Below are 18,516 nucleotides of genomic sequence, written 5' to 3' on the forward strand. Positions count from 1 at the left end.
CGAACTGTGGCGAACGCCGTTTCGGCTGGAAGCCTTGAATTACTTGGGAGGGGAGGACGTTGGCGAACTGCCGTGAACTATTCTGTGGTCCCGCCGACAGGAATCGAACCTGTATCTAGCGCTTAGGAGGCGCTCGTTCTATCCATTGAACTACGGCGAGGGGACCCTGAAGCAGGAGGGGAGTATATCAAAATCCTCTTGCCGGGAGTCAGCCGACACCGCTGCGGCGCAGATGCTGCATCGGTGGTCCGCGGCACATATCAGAGGACAGAGGAGGAAAATTACGGCTGCAGCGGGGTTATGCCGGGGTGCAGAACAGTGACGGGGAATTTCCGACAGCTGGTCGCGCCGGTGTCGGTGCCAGCCCAACGCATAGCGACGATCCGCTGATGGCGCGTCGCCGTGCCGCCAGCCGCCAACCCGCGCCGCACGGCGCCCTGGCGCCGACCCGGGCAACGGCCGCGAGCGCTGGCACGCGCCTTGCTGTATTCCGGTACCGCCCCGGCACCAAGCCGCCACTAACTGGAGACAGAAATATGGCCACCCTCGCTATCCACGATCTTGCCAGCTGCCGCGAACTTGCTTCCGACACCATGGCCCGCGTGCGCGGTGCCGGCGGGCAGTGGGTGTTCGGGTGGATCCGCCCGTTCGTGCCTTCATCGCCATTGCCGGCCGGCGCGGTGTTCAACTTTTACGAGATCAATTACAGCTTCTATGCTGATCAGATGAACAACCAGTTCCAGAACATCGATATCCGCAACAACGCGCCCAACTCCAATATCAGCGTCCAGGGCGACCAGGGCGCAAGGAACGACGGCCGCCTGGTCTGAGCGAGCGTCGTGGCACGCCCCGGCGCGACGGGGCAAGAATGGGGCAATAAAGGGGCGCGCGATGCGGAGCGGAGGCTAGATTTGGGTTTCGATTCGCACTTCCAGTGGACCTCGGCGGCCTGTACCGACGTCGGCCGCGTACGCGAACGCAACGAGGATGCGTGCCTGGACCTGCCCGCGCAGCAGCTGTGGGCGGTCGCCGACGGCATGGGAGGTCACGCCGTCGGCGACTTCGCCAGCCAGGCCGTGGTCAAGGCGCTGGCCGCGCTGCCGCCGCAGCCGCTGCTGGAAGACCGGATGGAAGCCACGCGCGCGGCGATGCAGGGGGTCAACCTGGCGCTGGTCGACGAAGCCGCGCGGCTGGGGGTGCGCTGCATCGGCAGCACGGTGGTGGTGCTGCTGGCCGGCGACCGGCGCTGCGGCTGCCTGTGGGCGGGCGACAGCCGGCTGTACCGGCTGCGCGGCGGCGAGCTGGTGCGGCTGACGCGCGACCACAACCAGGTCGAGCGCCTGCTGGCGCGCGGACTGATCACGCCCGAGCAGGCGCGCCACCATCCCGCGCAGAACACCATCACGCGCGCCGTCGGCGCCGCGGCGACGCTGGCGCCGGAGCAGCTGCTGACCGAAGTTGCCGATGGCGACGTCTTCCTGCTGTGCAGCGACGGCCTGAGCAATGAGGTCGACGACCCCGACATCGCCGCGGTGCTGGCGCAACAGGATCCGCCGCAAGCCGCGCAGACGCTGCTGCAGATGGCGCTCGATGCCGGCGGGCGCGACAACATCTCGGTGGTGGTGATCCGCGCTGCCGATCCGTACGGCTCGGACAAGACGCTGGTCAATCCCGAGCTGGACACCTGAGCAGCGCCCCTACTCCTTACTACCCCTTGCTACCCCTTGCTGCCGTCAGCCTGCCGGCTGGCGCGGAAATCCTTGGAATGGATGCCGTGCTTCTTCAGCAGCATCTGCACGTGCGAGCGGTTCATGTCGAAGCGCCGCGCCAGCTCGGCGACGGTGCCGCCGACTTCCTGCAGCCCGCGCTCCAGGAAGGCGCGCTCGGCTTCGTCGCTGGCCGCGCGCTTGGCCTCGCTGAGCGAGGTGGGCATGGCGATGTCGGCCCCCGCTCCCCCTGCTGTTGCCGTCCCCACCACCGCCAGCGCCGCCGGCCTGGGCCGGATGTCCTGCGGCAGCTGCGCCAGGTCGGCGGTGTCGCCAGCCAGGCAGGAAAGCCGGTACATCAGGTTGCGCAGCTCGCGGATATTGCCCGGGTAGTCATAGTGCAGCAGGAAGTCGCGTAGCCGCGGCGTCAGCCTGACCGGCGCGCGCTTGAGCATGCTGGCGGCCTCGTCGCTGAAGTAGGACACCAGCAGCGGGATCTCGTCGTGCCGCTCGCGCAGCGCGGGCAGGCTGACATGGATCACGCTCAGGCGGTAGAACAGGTCTTCGCGGAAGGTGCCGGCCTCGCTCATCTTGCGCAGGTCCTTGTTGGTGGCGGCGACGATGCGCGCATCGACCGAGATGATCTCGTCCGAGCCCACGCGCTGGATCTCGTGCGCTTCCAGCACGCGCAGCAGCTTGACCTGCCCCGTCAGCGGCAGCTCGCCAATCTCGTCGAGGAAGATGGTGCCCGTATGCGCGCTTTCGAACTTGCCGCGCCGGTCGTTGCTGGCGCCGGTGAACGCGCCCTTCTTGTGGCCGAACAGCTCGGACTCGAGCAGGCTGTCGGGGATCGCGCCGCAGTTGACCGAGATGAACGGCTTGTCGGTGCGCGAACCGTTGGCGTGGATCACCTTGGCCATCAGTTCCTTGCCGGTGCCGCTCTCGCCGTCGATCAGCACCGGCAGGTCGGTCGGCGCGGCTTTCTCGGCGATTTCCAGCGCTTCGAGCAGCTTGGGGTTGTCGCCGAAGGTCCCCTCGAAGATAAAGCTTCGCTCCATCAGCGCTTGGCGCCGCTCGCGCGGCATGCGTTCGACCTCCTGCTGCGGCGGCGCGTTCTTGGCCGCGCTGTCGGCCCCGGTTTCGGCAGAAGACGCTGCCTGCACGAAGCGTTCCTTGTGCGACAGCCCCATGACCTCGTCGCGCAGCGTGGTGGCCTGCTTGAGCAGCTTCTCGATCTCGGGCCGGTCGAGGCGCGACGCCCAGCGCAGCGTCGAGCGCAGGATCTCGATCTTCTCGATCAGGCCGGCGAACGAAACCGGCGAGGTGACCGAGGCGGGGGTGGCACCCTGGTTGTATAGCTTCATGCTGCGCTCAGTTGCTTCTGCACCAGTTGGTAATACATGCCCTTGCGTTCCAGCAGCTCTTCATGCCGGCCCTGCTCGACGATCGCGCCTTCATACAGCACCAGGATCTTGTCGGCCTGCATGATGGTGCTGAGGCGGTGCGCGATGATGACCGCGGTGCGCCCGCGCAGGATCTCCTGCATGTTCGCCAGGATGTTGCTCTCGGACTGCGTGTCGAGCGCCGAGGTCGCTTCATCGAACACCAGCAGCCGCGGGTCGTGGTACAGCGCGCGCGCGATGCACAGCCGCTGGATCTGCCCGCCCGACAACCCCATGCCGCGCTCGCCCACCACCTGCTCGTAGCCGAGCGGCAGCTTGCTGATAAAGGCGTGGGCATCGGCCATGCGCGCCACTTCCTCGATGCGGCGCCGGTCCGGGCTGTCGTCGCCGCAGGCGATGTTCTCGGCGATGGTGCCCGAGAACAGCAGGTTGGACTGCATCACATAGCCGACCTGCGCGCGGTAGAACGCCGCGTCGATCACGTTGAGGTCGTAGCCGTCCACCGACATCGAGCCCTCGGTCGGCTTGTAGAAGCCCACCAGCAGCTTGGCCAGCGTGGTCTTGCCCGAGCCGCTGCGCCCGACGATGGCGACCATCTCGCCCGGCCGGATGGTAAAGCTGATGTTCTCCAGCACGTAGGGCGTGTCCTCGCCGCCATAGCGGAAGTACAGATCCTTCATCACGATCTCGCCCTGCAGGTCGGGCAGCATCACGCGCGACAGCACGTCCTGCGGCTTCTGCTCCGGCTCCAGGTCGAGCACGTCGCCGAGCCGCTCCATCGCCACGCCGGCATCGTTGAGCTGGCCCCACAGCGCCACCAGTCCCATCAGCGGCGCCAGCACGCTGCCCATGAAGGCGTTGAAGGCGATCAGCTGGCCGATGGTCAGCTCGCGCTCGAGCACCAGCGTCGCCCCCACCCACAGCACCGCGATGGTGGTCGCGGCATTGAGCAGCTGGCTCGCCAGCCCCACCAGGATATGGAAAGCCTGCGCCTTGTATTGCGCTTCCAGCGCCTTGGTGTACTTGCGTTCCCAGCGCAGCCGCACCGGCCGTTCGATGCCCATGCCCTTGACGGTCTCCGCGCCGCCCAGCGTTTCCATCAGGTAGGCCTTGGCATCGGTCGACGCGGCAAAGACCTCGCGCGCATAGGTCTTGACCCTGGGCGTCACCACCACCGTCAGCGCCGCGATCGGGATCACGAAGGCGATCAGCAGCAGCGTCAGCTTGACGTTGTAGAGGAACATGATGGTGAAGTAGATAAACACCATCAGCAGGTTCAGCGCCGTGGTCACCGTCGACTCGGTCAGGAAGGCGCGGATGGTCTGGTTCTCCTGGAAGCGCGCGAAGATGTCGCCGGTCTTGCGCTTGGCGAAGAACGACAGCGGCAGCGACAGCGTGTGCTTGAAGAAGTGCGACATCATGGCGAAGTCCATGTTGCGCACCATGAAGTTGGCCAGGTACGCGCGGATCGTCGACATCAGCTGCGAGAACACGTTGGAGATGATCAGCCCCACGATCAGCAGGTGCAGCAGCCCCACGTTCTGGTGCACCACCACGCCGTCGAGGATGTTCTGGATGATCAGCGGCGGCACCACGCCCAGCATCTGGATCACGAAGGTCGCCAGGAACAGGTGCGCCAGGATCTTCTTGTACGGCGCCAGGTAGCCGATGAAGCGCAGCCACGGCGAGCGCTGCACCGACAGCTGCGTCATGCTCTCGCCCGGCGAGAACAGCAGGCAGGTGCCGCTCCAGCCGCGCTCGAACTCCTCCGCGCTCATCTTGCGGAAGCCGATGGCGGGATCGGCCACCCACACCCAGCGCGACGAGATGCCGTACACCACCACGTAGTGGTAGCCCTCCCAGTGCACGATGAACGGCAGCTCGAAGCCCATCAGCGAGTCGCGCGTGCATTGCACGCCGCGCGTGGTGAAGCCGAGCGATTCACCGGCGCGCGCCAGGCTGTCGAGCGTGGCGCCCTGCGTGGTCACGTTGGCCAGTTCGCGCAGCTTGCCCAGCGTCATCGGGATGCCGTAGTGCCGGCAGATCATTGCCAGGCAGGCCGCGCCGCAGTCCATTTCCTCGGCCTGCTCGACCAGGCCGAAGCGGCGGATCAGCTTCTCGCCCAGTTCGGGCCTGGAATGCAGGTCCAGCAGCACGGGACGCTTGCGCCGCTCGGCCAGCTTCTTCTGCCGATGCAGCTCGCGGTCGAGCGCGCGGATGCGCTCCTCCAGCACCTCGCGCAGGCGCGGGTTGCGCTCCAGGATCAGCTGCACGGTCTTCTCGGGAATGACCAGCAGGCGCACGTCGGTCTCGGCGACGGCCGCTGCCAGCTGCTCCTGCCGCATCACGCAGGCGCGCTCGCCGAAGATGTCGCCCTGCCCAAGTGTCGCCAGGGGGAACTCGCTGCCTTCTTCGCTGCGCACCACGCGCACGGTGCCCTGGCGCACCACGTACAGGCGCCGGTCCTCGCGCCCGTCCTGCTTCAGGATTTCCTTGCCGGCGCTGACGCGCTTGACGCCCACGCTGCGCACGGCGTCGGCCAGTTCCTGCTTGTCGAGCTTGCCGCGCAGGTCGAACAGCCGCGCGACAAAGCCGCCGGCGGAACTGATCGCGACATAGCTGGTGACAAAGGCCAGCGCGGCCGGGTTGCCCGCGACCACCGGCTCGGCCACGCTGCGCGGGATCATCAGCAGCTCGGTCTTTCCCGAGGCGCGCACCGACGACTCGTGCCGGTACTCGCGCAGCAGCGCGATATCGGCAAAGACCTCGCCAACCTTGCGCACGCCCATGCTGATTTCCTTGCCGTGTTCCTCGTTGAACACGCGCACGGATCCCGACTTGACGATAAACAGGCCGGGCGCCGCATCGCCGGCATTGCAGACGGTATCGCCAAAGCCGAAGGTCAGCACCTGCGCGGCCTCGGCCAGGCGCGACACTTCCTCCGGCGTCAGCACCGACAGGATTTCGACGCCGGCCAGGAACGTGGCCAGCGCGGATCCGCCCTCGGGCCGTTCCGGTGCTGTCGGCGCTGTCGGTGCGGCCGGCGCAGCGGCAGCGGCGGCGCCTTCGCCAGACTCGCTAGCGGGCTTCGATGACATGTTCCTGCGCCCTGCCCATCAGCCAGTCTTCGCGCAGCAGGCGCCGCACTTCCACCGCAACCTCGGTGTCGAGCGTGGCGGGATGCTTGGCGCGCACCAGGAAGACTTCGAAGAAAGAGCGGTCCGGCGCTGGGAACGGCCCCAGCAGGTCGCCCGGCTCCGCGTTGAATACCTTGGCCTCGATATCGGTCTTGAGCGAGCCGCGCAGCACCTTGCCGATCGCGCCGCCGTGCTCGCGCGTGTCGGCGATCGAATGCTCGCGCGCCATGTCGGCGAACGCGTCCGGATCGTCCTGCAGGTAAGAGATCAGCTCCTTGGCCTTGCCTTCGCTGTCGACCACGATATGGCTGACCTCGATGCTGTCGAAGCGCGGCGAGTTCAGCGCAAAGTACTCCTGCACCGCGGCGTCGCTGCAGACCTGCTCCATCATCCGCTCCTGGTACAGGTTGTCGGTGATGAACGCCTCGAACTCGTCGAGGCTGACATTGAGCGCATCGAGGTAGTGGTTCATGTCGGCGGCGCGGTGCAGCCCCTGCACGCGGCGGAACTGGTCGGCGCGCTCCTGGATTTCTTCGGGCGTGACCACCATGCCCTGACGCTTCGCGGCGTGCACCGTCAGCTTGTCGCGCACCATCTGCTCGACCAGACCTTCGAACTGCCCGGTCAGCTTGAGCAGCCGAACGAATTCCTCGACGCCGAGCACCTCGTCGTCGATACGGACAATGCCAGTCATGTCTAGGCTCCTTTTGACGGCCCTATGCGTTAGCACGGGCATCCGGATTGGCTGTTCCTGTATTCCCCCGGCTGCTGCCGGTGCTGCCGGCGGTTACCCCGCCACCTCGCGGAAGGGGTCGAGCCCCAGGTCGATCAGGCGGCGCTCGCGCACCACGATCTCCGCCGTGGCGGTCATGCCATAGCGCAACGGATACTTGTTGTCGGCCACGGTGTAGTAGTCGCGCGCCAGGCGCACCCTGCCCTCGTAGACCGGCTGCTTGTCGGGGCCCGGCTTGGTCGCGGGCGAAATGAATTCCAGCGTGCCTTCGATGATCCCGTAGCGCTGGTACGGGAAGGCGCTGAACTTGAGCTTGACCAGCAGCCCCTCGCGCAGGAAGGCGCGGTCGCGCTCGGCAATGACGATCTTGACCACCGGGCGCGCATCCTTGGGCGCGATCCCGCCCAGCGGCGTGTTGGCCTGCACCTTGTCGCCGCGCTGGGTGGAGGTGACATCGGTGATCACGCCCGACACCGGCGCCAGGATCAGCAGGAAATTGTCCTTGTCGATATTCTCGAAGCGGATGCGCGCGGCGGCGTCCGCCACCAGCCGCGCGGTCTGTACCTGCAGCCGCAGCTTGTCTTCGGTGCTGGCGATCTCGCGCAGCGCCGCGTCGTACTGCACGCGCAGCCCGGCCAGGTCCTGCCCGCTGCTTTCGAGCAGCGCGCTGGCCTGGGTCATCTCGCGGGACAGCCGGGCATCAAGCTCGCTCAGCCGCGACTGCGCCACGCGCAGGTTGTTCTCGGCGTCCTGCGCCGCGGCGCGCTTGGCATCGAGCTGCGACTGCGACACGCCGCCGCCGCCGGGCAGCGCCAGCAGGCGCGCATAGCGGTCCTGCTCCTGGCGCGCAAACTCGCGCGCGCGCCGGGCGTTTTCCAGGTTGCTGCGCGCCTCCTGCAGCTGCGCGCGCTGTTCCTCGGCCAGCCGCGTGGTGCCCTGGGCAAGGCGGTTCTCGTGCTGGCGCGTGGCCACGTCGATCTGCTGCTTGAGCGCGTTGGCGCGGCGTTCCATCAGCGCCTTTTTCTCCGGGAACTGCTTCCATTCGCGCTCGGAATCCTCCAGCTTGAGCTGCGCTTCCAGCGCATTGGCGGCGGCCTCGATCGCGCCGCGCGCGTTCAGCCGCGCCAGCACGTCATCCTTGGACACCGGCTGGCCTTCGGCGACGTACAGGTCGGCCAGCTCGCCGTCGACAGGGGCATAGAAGCGCCGCACTTCCGATTCGGGTGCCAGCGTGCCTTGCGCGGTGACGATGACATCGGCATGGCCGACGAAGGACCACACCAGCCCGCATACCACCAGCGCAAACGTGGTGACGATGGTCAGCATGCCCAGCCGCGACGGTTCGGCGGTAAGCAGGCCGATACCCTCGGCGCTGTGGTCTTCGAGCGCTTCGGACAGCGGCTTCAGGCCGGCCTGGCGGGAATCGTCTTTCATGGCTGCCTCGCTGGCTGCTGCGGCGCGGGGTTCGCCGCGTTGGCCGCGTTGGCCGCGTCACTCGGGGCGGCATCCGCGGGCACCTTGCCGCTGTCTTCGCCGCCGATCAGCTCGAGCTTGGTCTTGAGGACGGCGGGATCGAGCACGGTGCGCAATTCACGCAGCGCATGGCGCTGCTGGTCGGCCTCGGCGCGGATCTCTTCCTCGACCTTGGCCAGCTGCGCCAGGTCCGCACTTTCGCCGGCGCGCAGCTGCGTAAAGATGCGCATGCCCTGGCGCGCATCGTCCTGCGCCTGCGACAGCAGCCGGGCCTGCGCGCGGAACCTGGGCGAGATGCCGGGTTCGAGCCGCTGCTCGCTGCCGATCACGCCGTTGCTGCGGTATTGCTTCCACGCGGCCACGGCGCTGCCCATCAGTTCGCGCGCGCGCCGCAGCGCGCTGTCGCGCACGCCGTTGACATCGGCTTCCACCGCGCTGGCGAAGAACTTGTCTTCGTCGGCGTCGAGCATGGCGTAGAAGCCGAGCAGGCGGTCTTCATAGCCCTTGCTGCCGCGCGCGGCCTGCAGCTCGGCAAACTGCGCCGCCACCTTCTGCTTGTGCGCGAGGTCGCGCGCGAGATCGTCGCTCCATGCGCCGCCCTGGATGCGCCTGAATCCCGCTAGCGCGGTGTTGCTGTCGCCCTGCTGCCACGCGCTGGCCGCACTGGCGTACTGCGTTGCCATCTCCGGCGGCGGCAGCCGCGGCGACAGTTGCGCGAACTGCGCCTGGAACGGCGGCGTGGCGAAGCGGCTGTCCGCCAGCCGCGCCACCAGCGTGCCGGGGCGGCGCGCGCGCAAGGCCTGCAGCAGCGCGGTGTAGCGGTCCAGGTCCGCCTGCACCTGGTCCAGGCCCGCCAGCCGCGGGTATTTCTCGCGATAGTCGGCGATCACCGGCTGCAGCGCTTCCGGCCGATCGCGGCCGAGTTCGGTGGCGATGCTGGTGTCGAGCCGCCCGATCGCCGCCAGGTAGACAGACGCATCGTTCTGCAGCCGGCGCACGTCGCTGAGCGCATCGGCATAGAGGTCGCGGAATGCCGGCACGTCGGCGGCAATGCGGCCCAGCGCGCGCTGGTGCGCGATGGTGTCCTGGTTCCAGTGCGCCAGCAGCTCGCGGATCGGCGCCTCATCGGCGTAGAGGCGGATCGGCGCATCGGCACCCCGCTGCGCGGCATAGCGTTCGAGCCGGCCGATCCATTCGAGTTCGGCCACCAGCGGCCGGGCGTCGGCGTTATTCGCGCCGAGCTGCCGCATCTGCGCGAGCGCGGCATCGGCACCGCCGAAGTCGCCGGCCTTGAGCTTCGCGACCCAGCCGGGCACGTAGGCGCGCAGCAGCGCTTCGGTGCCGAGCGCCTGCACCTCTGCATCGCCGGGATGGCGTGCGAGATAGCGGTCGGCCGCCTTCGCCGCGCCGGCGTAGTCGCCCGCCGCATGCAGGGTCTGCACCGCGCGCTCGTCGGCGCCGCGCCAGTAAAGCGCCGCGCCGGCCAGCACGGCCAGCAGCAACAGCGCGCCGCCCCAGCGCGCGGCGCGCCGCAGGCGTGCGCCGTCGTCGAGGCCGAAGCTGCGCGCCGCCTCCGCCAGCAGCAGCGCAATGCGTCCGCGCTTGCGCGGCGGATGCGCGCGGTCTGGCGCGGCGGTCGCGGCAGCGGCCTGGGCTTCGGCGTCGGCGTTGACTTCGTCTTCCTGGTGCGAGGCGTAGTCGACGCAGAAGATGTCCAGGAAGGAATCGGCGGCGCCGACAAAGGTGGTGCGGTCATCTTCGTCGTGTGCGGCGTCGTGTGCGGCCGGTTCAGCCGGCACCTGCGCCGGTACGGCGGGCTCCAGCGTGGTCCGCGTCGCGGTGGCATCGTCGTCGCCGGCGCGGCGGACCTCGGCCTTGTAGACGAAATGGCTGCCGCCGAACGCAATGCGGTCGCCGTTGTCCAGCGGCACGCCGTGGTCCGCCAGGCGCCTGCCGTTGACGAAGGTGCCGTTGGTGCTGCCCAGGTCTTCCAGGAACGGCACGCCGCCCTTCAGGTACACGTGCGCGTGCCGGCGCGACAGGTAGTTGACCTGCTGCGGATAGTTGTCGCGATAGCGCGCAAAGGCATCGTCGGCCTTGCTGATCAGGTACGGGAAGCCGTCGACATGAATCGGCTGCAGCCCGACATCGTCGCGTTCCGGCAGCAGCGTCAGCGCGACCCGCGGCGGCTCCGGCTGCGGTGCCCGCGGCGACAGCCGCACGCGGAACGACAGCGCCGGGCCGAATGCCAGCTCGTCGCCATCGCGCAGTTGCGCCGGCTGCCGCGCCACCGCCGCGCCGTTCACGCGCGTGCCGTTCTTGCTGCCCAGGTCGGCAACATAGACCGCGCCTTGCTCGGCAAAGATGCGCGCATGGCGCCGCGACAGCGGCGCCGCGAGGTCTTCGGGATAGGCGGCGAATGGCAGCTCGGTGCGGCCGACCGGGAACAGGTCTTCGTCGATGCGGATCTCGCCCAGGTCCGGCCGCGAGACCGGCGTCAGGAACACATCGAATTCCCTTGCCAGTTCCTGGCTCGACTCCCGAGCGATCCCCTGGGCCATTTTCACCGGCATTTCCATGATCAGTGCTTCGTCAGGAGCCATGTTTCCAGGGAGCCAACAGCGCGGCTGCCGCGGCGGCCGGCCAAGGGGGGTGAAGCGACTAAGAACATAGTAGGCGACGGCTTAGGCTAGTCAATCGGCTGCGGCACGCGTGCAGGCGCGTGTTTTCACTGAGTCGGGCAGGGAAAGAGGCAAGGGCTGCACGCGTGGCGCAAGGCATTGCGCAACGCGTTGCGTACGCATGCGTCACGCCGCGCGTGAAGGTCGTGGCAGGTACCGCAGGCACCGGCCCGCGCCGCGCGGCAGCGAGCGCACTATTGCGGCTGGCTGGCCGCCGTGTTGCGCACTTCGGTGTCGGGCCAGCCGCCGCCAAGCGCCTTGTACAGCGTGACAGTGTCGGCCAGAATCTGTTGGTGGACCGCCAACAATTGCAGCTGTGCGTTCAGCAGCGAGCGCTCGGTCTCGAACACTTCGAGCTGCGAAACCACGCCTTCCCTGAGCTGCGCCTCGATCTGCGCCGACACCACGCGCAGCTGCTCCACCTGCTGCTGCAGCTCTACGCGCTGCTTCTTGTGCGCATCGACGTTGACCAGTGCACTCTCCACCTCTTCGAACGCCGTCATCACGGCGCGGCCATATTCGTTTTCCGCCACGCCCACCTGCGCTTCGGTGGTCTTCACGCGCGCACGCACGCTGGGATCGAGCATGGGCAGGTTGATGCTCGGCATAAAGCCGAAGGTGAAGGACTTGAGCAGGTCGCTCAGCGCAAAGCTGGCGGTGCCGCCGCGCGCGGTCAGGCTGATGCTGGGCAGCTGCGCCAGCCGCGCCTGGCCGACGATGTTGTAGGCCGCCAGCACGCGATATTCGGCCGCGACGATGTCGGGCCGGCGCGCCAGCAACTGCGACGGCAGGCCGGCCGGCACGCTGGGCGGCTGCACGCGGTCCTGCAGGCGTCCCGCCGGTACCTTGAGGTTGCCCGCGGGCACGCCCACCAGCGTGGCCAGCGCGTTTTCCGCCACATCGCGCGAACGGCGCAGCTCCAGCAAATCCTTGTTGAGCCGGTTGATTTCAGCCTGCTGCTGCATGACGCGGATCTTGGGCGCCAGGCCATTCTGGTACATGGCCTGGTAAGTGGTGAGGATCTGCCCGTTCTTGGCGACGGTGCGCGTCTGCTGCTCGATCTGCTCGTCGAACTGCAGGATCGTGAAGTAAGTGGTCGATACATTGGACACCAGCGTCAGGTAGCCGGCGCGCCAGTCGGCCTCGGTGGCGCGGAACTCGGCGGTCTGCGCCTGCACGCCCTTCTCGACCTTGCCCCAGATATCGATATCCCAGTTCAGCTGCGCGCCCGCGTTGTAGGTCCAGGTGGATTTCTGCCCGGTGCTTTTCTCGAAGCTCGCACCGGCGCCGATATCGATCACCGGCAGCCCGCCGGCACGTGCTTCGCCGATCTGCGCATTCGCCACGCGGATGCGCGCGGCCAGCACCTTGATGTCGTAGTTGCCGGCCAGCGCCTGGTCGATCAGGCCGTCGAGGTACGGGTCGTTAAAGTTGTGCCACCAGTTGGGCTGCACCGCGTCCTTTGGCGACACCGTGATCGAATCCTGGCGCGACCATTCGGCCTTGGCCGGCGTTTCCGGACGCTGGTACACCGGCGGCCGGAAATCGGCGCAGCCGGCCAGCAGCGCGGCGCATGCGGCGGAAGCGAGCCAGGCCAGGCGGCGCGAGGCTTGGGTCGGCATGACCCGGGGAGCGGCAGTAAGGGATACGGGCACGGTGCGATCCTGCGTGCGTGCGCGGCGGGGAACGCACTGGCGTGCCGTGGCCGCGGAGGTCTGTCTGTATTGTGGTGCGCGCGGGCGCGCGCTCCAACCCCGATCTGCATCAGGCGAAATCCGATGCAGTCGGCCATGGATGGGCACATGAAGCGCGCCGCGAGGACACCCTCGCGGCGCGGCTCCATCTCAACAAGCTTCTCAACGATAGATATTGTTGCTGGCGTTCTGGTTGGTATCCACATGCGAACGGACATGGTCAAGGAAGGCCGAGCCGTTGCCATTCAGGTTGGTGACGGTCTGCATCTGCGCGATTTCCTGCGTGGCGGTGATGCTGCTGTCTAGCTTGAACTTGATCGGGGCGTAGACCGCCGCGAAGGGCATGTAGGCGAGACCGCCGCGCACGGCTTGCATGCGCTTGCTGTCGAGGGTTTCGGTGGCGGCCAGGTCTTTGATGGTCAGCATGATCGTTCTCCGGGTATCGATGTGTGCGTGGGTGCGTGGGCAGCTATGGCGCGGGGCTCAGCCGTAGATGTTGTTGGTGGCGTTCTGGTTGGTGTGCACGTTCGACTTGACGTGGTCCAGGAACGCCGAACCGTTGCCGTTCATGTTGGTGACGTTCTGCAGTTGCGCGATTTCCTGCGTGGCGGTGATGCTCTTGTCGATCGACAGCTTCAGCGGCATGTAGGCGGCGACGAACGGGACATAGGCGAAGCCGCCGCGGACGGCGTGCATGCGCTTCTGGTCCAGGGTGTCGATGGTGGTCAGGTCGTTGATGGTCAGCGTGGTCATGATGGGCTCCTGGTGAGGATGGTGTTGCCTGGGTTGGGGTTCGAGCATCGGGTTGGTGTCGCGCTCGGTTGGGATATCGCAGGGAGCGTGCCAGGAGGGTGCGGCTGGGGGTTGGCGTTTTGTAAACGCCTGAAAATAAGGGATTTTTTATTCGACCTTGCCCTTCAGGCTCAGGTTGCCGCTGCTTTTGAAGGGCACTGGCTGGTGGGTTCGACCCAACACGTTGAGGGTGTGTGTTGGGTGTGCTGTGACAGCAGGGCCGGTACCCTGCTGCTGACGGCAACGCAGGAACGCCTTCGGCTGCGCTGCGCGCCGGTCACATGGGGGGCGTTTTACTTTACGTAGATTGTGATTCGCTTTGAATACACGGGCGGATTTGTGGGGATGTGCTTGTCATCCCCCATGATCAGCTGCAGCGTATGCTTGCCGGGCGGCAGTTCCAGCATGGTTTCAGTCTCTCCCGCGCCGAAATGCAGGTGGTTCCGGTCGTTCGGGATTTCCTTGTCCATTGGCGGCAGCTCGACGTCGATCAGCAAGTGGTGGTGCCCGGTGTTGGCATACTTCACATCCTTTGGCGCCACCCCCATGTTGCGCAATCCAAACCATACCTTGAACGGCTTGCCGGCAGGCATCACCTGCCCGTCATTGGGCCAGCCGATATAGAGATAGGCATTCGGCGGCGCCGGCGTGGATCCGCCCTGGGCTGCGAACGACACCAGCACGCTGGCAGCGAGCGCAGCGGCAGCAAGTAGTCTGGATCTGGACATAACCCTCTCCCGTGGTGGCCGTGCGATGCCACGCCGCACGCAACGCTAGCGCACGGTGATCGTGATCTTCTTCGAATAGATCGGCGGCTCGAACGGTATGTGCTTGGCGTCGCCCATCAGCAGTTGCAAAGTGTGCTTGCCCGGCGGCAGTTCGATGCGCGCATCGGTCTCGCCCGCGCCGAAGTGCAGGTGGTTCCGGTCGTTCGGGATCTCCTTATCCAGCGGCGGCAGCTCGACGTCGATCAACAGGTGGTGGTGGCCGCAGCGTGGCAGCTCGATGCCTTTGGGGCACACACCCATGTTGCGCAGCCCCATGCGCACCCAGAACTTGCCGCCGGTGATCACCGTGCCGTCGTGCGGCCAGATGATGTAGGCCTCGGCGTTGGGTGGCGCGGCTGTCGACAGCGACAGCGATGGCGCGGCCGCGAACACGGCGGCCGCCGCCAGGCGGAACAGGAATCGTCTGGACATACGCCCTCCCCGGAGATCTGCCCGAAACCCGATCACGTTGTCCCGTCAGCCCATTCTTGTTGCTTGTTGGCCAGCGCTCGGCGATTCGTCATTCAGGTTAGGACGCAAGCCCGGAAAATGCGACCCCGGCGAAGCGGGGCGGCTTTGCAATGCTTGGCCCGGGACACAGGCGCTGTGCTATCTTGAAGCAAGCCGGTCTAGGTCTCGGCAACACCACAAAGCGTCCGCAACGCATGTGCCGGCATGCAATCGGGTTCGCTGCCGTCCGACGAGGTGTGAAGATGTGGCGCAATCTACCAGTCGTGCATCTGGCCGCGATGGCCGGGATTCTCGCCTCCACCGCACTTTCCATGGGTGCGGCGTCCGCTGCGTCCACGGACACGCTGCTGCTGGCCGGCATCCTGCCCAAGAACACCGACGAGCAGTATGAGCTCAGCTTCTGGGAATCGATCAAGAACAGCAACTATGCCGCCGACTACGAGGCGTACCTGAAGCAATATCCCAACGGGCGCTTCGCGGTGCTGGCCAAGTCACGGCTCGAGCGGCTGCGTGCTTCGGCATCGGCGCCGGCACCTGCGCCCGCGCCTAAGGCACAGAAGCAGGCCGCGCCGCCGCCCCGGTCCGGCACTTCCTCGGGCGGGCAGGTTTCGCGAGCGCCGGCCGCGTCGGCACCTGCCGCTGCCCGTTCCGAGCCGGCCCCTGCTCCGCCCTCAGCGGCAGCACCCAAGGCCGGCGCCGCGGCCGGTGGCTCGATCAGCGTTGCGCCACCGCCAGCCCGCGCCGGCGAAATTCGCGATTGCCCGACATGCCCGGTGCTGATCCCGCTGCCCGCGGGCAGCTTCACCATGGGCAGCAGTGCCAGCGACCCGGCGGAGAAGCCGCCGCATCACGTCACCATCGGCCAGCCGTTCGCGATCGGCCGCTTCGAAGTCACGGTCGAGCAGTGGAATGCCTGCGTCGACGCCGGCGGCTGCCAGCGCGTGCCGACCATTGCTGAAAGCGCGAAGAACTCACCGGTCCGCGATGTCAGCTGGGACGATGCGCAACAGTACGTGGAGTGGCTGAGCAAGACCACCGGCAAGGCCTACCGCCTGCCGACGGAAGCGGAATGGGAATACGCGGCGCGCGGCGGCACCGCCAGCGCGTTCTGGTGGGGCGACCAGATGCGCAAGGGCAACGCCAACTGCAAGGACTGCGGCGATCCGTGGAGCAACGATGCGCCGGCGCCGGTGGGCTCGTTCGCCGCCAACCCGTGGGGCCTGCATGACGTCAACGGCAGCGTGTGGGAATGGGTGGCCGACTGCTGGCACAGCTCGTACAAGGGCGCTCCCGCGGACGGGCGCGCCTGGAACGAGAACGCGTGCGGCTCGCGCGTGATCCGCGGCGGCTCGTGGCGCGAAGGGGCCGGCTACATGGTGTCTTCCACGCGCTTCAAGTACAGCCCGAGCGTGCGGCAGTCGCAGAACGGCTTCCGCGTGGCGCGCGACATGAAATAGCGTGCGCGCACGAAGCCCGTCGGTGAAGCGCAAGCCAACGCGTGCGCCCGTCAGCGCGCACGCGTCGAGATCTGCACTACGTCCGCGCTGATGCGGTCGTTGCCATAAGTGCGCGCCATCTGCGCCAGCGGCTTTTCCAGCGCGCGCAGGTAATCCTGCTGCCCTTCCACCTCCGTGCGGCGCCCTTCGAACAGCGGCACCGGCGTCGTCAGCAGCACCACCAGCTCGGTGCCGAAGGGGGCCGACACAACCCAGGCGCCACCTTCGCCGATCGTCGCCTGGTGCCCTGCCGGAGCCTGGTGGGCGGACACCCGCGAGCTGGGCACCATGTGCGCGACCTTGCCGTCGGCCGCGAAGTAATCGACGTAGACATAGGACTCCTGCGCCGGCGTACGCAGCTCCAGCACCAGCGGCGAGCCATCGGTCAGCTGCGAGCTCTTGCCACGCAACCGCAACGACGAGGCGGTGCCGCCTTCGCGATTGCCTGACCAGTACGGCGCGACCAGTTTCGCCACCTCGCACTTATCATCCGCAAGCGGCTGCGTCTCGACGGTCACGCCCTTCACGCCGGGCAACTTCGCCAACTGCTCGCGCAGGCGCGCCGGCCCCACGCTTTCGGCCAGGAAGCCGCGCACGCGCAGCGTATGGGCCTTTTCGCTGGCGTTGAGCAGCGAACACGGCACGGCGGCGAGCGCCTTGGTAACCTCGGCCATGGAAAACACCGCTGGGCGCGCCGGCGCTGGCGCTTCTGGCGGCGCGGGAGGTGTGACAGGCTGCGTGGGGGGCGCCTCCGCACGCGTCTCGGCCGGCGCCGTGGCGGGCTGCCGCTGCGCATGCCAGGCGTAGTAGCCGATCGCCGACACCCCGGCGAGCACGGCGGCGACACCGCCGATCATCATCGGCGAACGCTGCGACGGCGTGGTCATCGGCACCGCGCTCATGCCATGCAGGAAACGCGCGACGGTTGGCGTGCGCGTGGCGCGATTCAGCGACAGTGCCTCGCGCATCGTTTTCCACTGCGTGCGGCTGAGCTGCGGGGGCTGCGGCGGCTTGACGCCCGCCTCGCGCGCCTGGTTGGCCGACATGCGCTGGTACGGGTGCTTGCCTGTGATCAGTTCGTAGGTCACGCAGGCCAGCGCGTAGATATCGTCGCGCGGGTCTGGCTCGCGGTGCTCGAACATCTCCGGGCTCGCATACGCCGGCGTCATGCCGCCCAGCGAGCCGGGATCGAACACGGTGCGGTCGGACTCGTCAGCCGGCGGCAGGAAGCCGCGCGCGATGCCGAAGTCGATCACCTTGACCTCGCCGCTGTCGGTCAGAAACACGTTGGCAGGCTTGAAGTCGCAGTGCACGAAGCCGCGCTCGTGCGCATAGGCCAGTGCATTGCCCATGCCGTTGATGATGGGCATGGCGCGCGCCATCGGCATGCCGCTGAAGCCGGGCGCCTTCAGCACGTGGTTGAGCGAATTGCCCGACAGGTATTCCATGGTCAGGAAGACCACCGGCCCGTCGCGGTCGAAGTCGTAAACGGTAACGATATTCCGGTGCGCCAGCGTCTGCGCCTTGCGCGCCTCGCGCTGCAGCGCGATCAGCGACTTGGGATGGCCGCTGAACTGCAGGTTCAGCACCTTGATGGCGATATAGGGCTTGCGGTCGGACGCCTCCAGCTTGCGCAGGTCGAGCGCCTTGTACACCGTGCCCATGCCGCCCACGCCCAGGCACTCTTCCAGCACGAAGCGGCCGTTCAGCGTATCGCCCACGCCCTTGGCATGTGCCGCCGGCGGCAAGGTGCCGGCCTCGGGTGAGGTCGCGTAGAGCGAACCTGTCTGCGGCCCGGTGGCCATGCGCGTGGCTTCGGTAACGCCCTCGTACTGGGTCGCACTGCGGCGCTCGATGCGCCGCATCACTTCGGCATAGACCGCGGGCGGGAACGGGAATCGGGTGTTTTCCTCGATGACCACGCGCGCCGCCTGGCTGGGCGAAGTGGGGTCCTGGGCCAGCGCAGTCTCGAACGACGCAACGAATTCGTCGTCGGACAGTCCGCCGCTCTGGAACTTTCGGATCAGGTCTTTAAGACTGGCCACGGCTCGCCCTGACATGGTTTTCGGGCAGGGTTGCCCGCGCTGTGTGCAGTGCGAAATTGCCCTGTCTTCGATGGATACTAGTGCGCACCCATGGCATGCGCAATCCGTGCGCTTGCGC

Annotated in this window: 14 protein-coding genes and 1 tRNA gene; 3 read left to right on the top strand and 12 right to left on the bottom strand. The window is 67.3% G+C overall.

Annotation, left to right across the window (positions count from 1 at the left end; all coding sequences use genetic code 11):
* Window positions 1–85 precede the first annotated feature (85 nt).
* Window positions 86–160 (bottom strand) — tRNA-Arg (locus AC5WJ1_RS12065).
* Between the two features lie 376 nt (window positions 161–536).
* Between AC5WJ1_RS12065 and AC5WJ1_RS12070 the strand changes: the two genes are divergently transcribed.
* A complete protein-coding gene (locus AC5WJ1_RS12070; RefSeq protein ID WP_133093045.1) occupies window positions 537–830 on the top strand; it encodes a hypothetical protein in 294 nt (97 codons plus the stop codon).
* Between the two features lie 81 nt (window positions 831–911).
* On the top strand, window positions 912–1,688 hold the full coding sequence (locus AC5WJ1_RS12075) for a PP2C family protein-serine/threonine phosphatase (protein ID WP_133093046.1): 777 nt from the start codon (window positions 912–914) through the stop codon (window positions 1,686–1,688).
* A gap of 29 nt (window positions 1,689–1,717) precedes the next feature.
* On the opposite strand, the gene AC5WJ1_RS12080 is transcribed toward AC5WJ1_RS12075, so the two are convergent.
* From AC5WJ1_RS12080 to AC5WJ1_RS12125, 10 genes are all read right to left on the bottom strand, one after another.
* Window positions 1,718–3,070 (bottom strand): sigma-54 interaction domain-containing protein, encoded by a 1,353-nt coding sequence (locus tag AC5WJ1_RS12080; RefSeq protein WP_133093047.1) that lies wholly within the window; start codon window positions 3,068–3,070, stop codon window positions 1,718–1,720.
* On the bottom strand, window positions 3,067–6,207 hold the full coding sequence (locus tag AC5WJ1_RS12085) for a peptidase domain-containing ABC transporter (protein WP_240745890.1): 3,141 nt from the start codon (window positions 6,205–6,207) through the stop codon (window positions 3,067–3,069). The genes AC5WJ1_RS12080 and AC5WJ1_RS12085 overlap by 4 nt, the downstream gene beginning before the upstream one ends.
* Window positions 6,188–6,940, bottom strand: coding sequence for a peptidylprolyl isomerase (locus AC5WJ1_RS12090; RefSeq protein WP_133093048.1), 753 nt, complete (start codon window positions 6,938–6,940; stop codon window positions 6,188–6,190). The genes AC5WJ1_RS12085 and AC5WJ1_RS12090 overlap by 20 nt, the downstream gene beginning before the upstream one ends.
* Before the next feature lie 93 nt (window positions 6,941–7,033).
* Window positions 7,034–8,413 (bottom strand): beta-barrel domain-containing protein, encoded by a 1,380-nt coding sequence (locus AC5WJ1_RS12095; protein WP_133093049.1) that lies wholly within the window; start codon window positions 8,411–8,413, stop codon window positions 7,034–7,036.
* Complete coding sequence (locus AC5WJ1_RS12100; protein ID WP_135705607.1) at window positions 8,410–11,055, bottom strand: FHA domain-containing protein; 2,646 nt, start codon at window positions 11,053–11,055, stop codon at window positions 8,410–8,412. Before AC5WJ1_RS12100 ends, AC5WJ1_RS12095 begins: the two co-directional genes overlap by 4 nt.
* 272 nt (window positions 11,056–11,327) lie before the next feature.
* Window positions 11,328–12,755, bottom strand: a complete 1,428-nt coding sequence (locus AC5WJ1_RS12105; RefSeq protein WP_165971429.1) for an efflux transporter outer membrane subunit — start codon at window positions 12,753–12,755, stop codon at window positions 11,328–11,330.
* A gap of 234 nt (window positions 12,756–12,989) precedes the next feature.
* Window positions 12,990–13,253, bottom strand: a complete 264-nt coding sequence (locus tag AC5WJ1_RS12110; protein WP_133093052.1) for a hypothetical protein — start codon at window positions 13,251–13,253, stop codon at window positions 12,990–12,992.
* Between the two features lie 57 nt (window positions 13,254–13,310).
* Complete coding sequence (locus tag AC5WJ1_RS12115; protein ID WP_133093053.1) at window positions 13,311–13,580, bottom strand: hypothetical protein; 270 nt, start codon at window positions 13,578–13,580, stop codon at window positions 13,311–13,313.
* 332 nt (window positions 13,581–13,912) lie between these two features.
* Window positions 13,913–14,347: a DUF4399 domain-containing protein gene (locus AC5WJ1_RS12120; protein WP_133093054.1), complete on the bottom strand. Its 435-nt coding sequence runs from the start codon at window positions 14,345–14,347 to the stop codon at window positions 13,913–13,915.
* Window positions 14,348–14,392: 45 nt separating this feature from the next.
* Window positions 14,393–14,818: a DUF4399 domain-containing protein gene (locus AC5WJ1_RS12125; protein WP_133093055.1), complete on the bottom strand. Its 426-nt coding sequence runs from the start codon at window positions 14,816–14,818 to the stop codon at window positions 14,393–14,395.
* An 845-nt stretch (window positions 14,819–15,663) separates the two neighbouring features.
* Here AC5WJ1_RS12125 and AC5WJ1_RS12130 point away from each other — a divergent pair.
* Window positions 15,664–16,314: a formylglycine-generating enzyme family protein gene (locus AC5WJ1_RS12130; protein ID WP_494476540.1), complete on the top strand. Its 651-nt coding sequence runs from the start codon at window positions 15,664–15,666 to the stop codon at window positions 16,312–16,314.
* 50 nt (window positions 16,315–16,364) lie between these two features.
* Here AC5WJ1_RS12130 and AC5WJ1_RS12135 read toward each other — a convergent pair whose 3' ends face one another.
* Window positions 16,365–18,413, bottom strand: coding sequence for a protein kinase domain-containing protein (locus AC5WJ1_RS12135; RefSeq protein WP_135705609.1), 2,049 nt, complete (start codon window positions 18,411–18,413; stop codon window positions 16,365–16,367).
* Window positions 18,414–18,516: the final 103 nt, after the last annotated feature.

Source organism: Cupriavidus sp. MEYA8 (assembly GCF_059278825.1).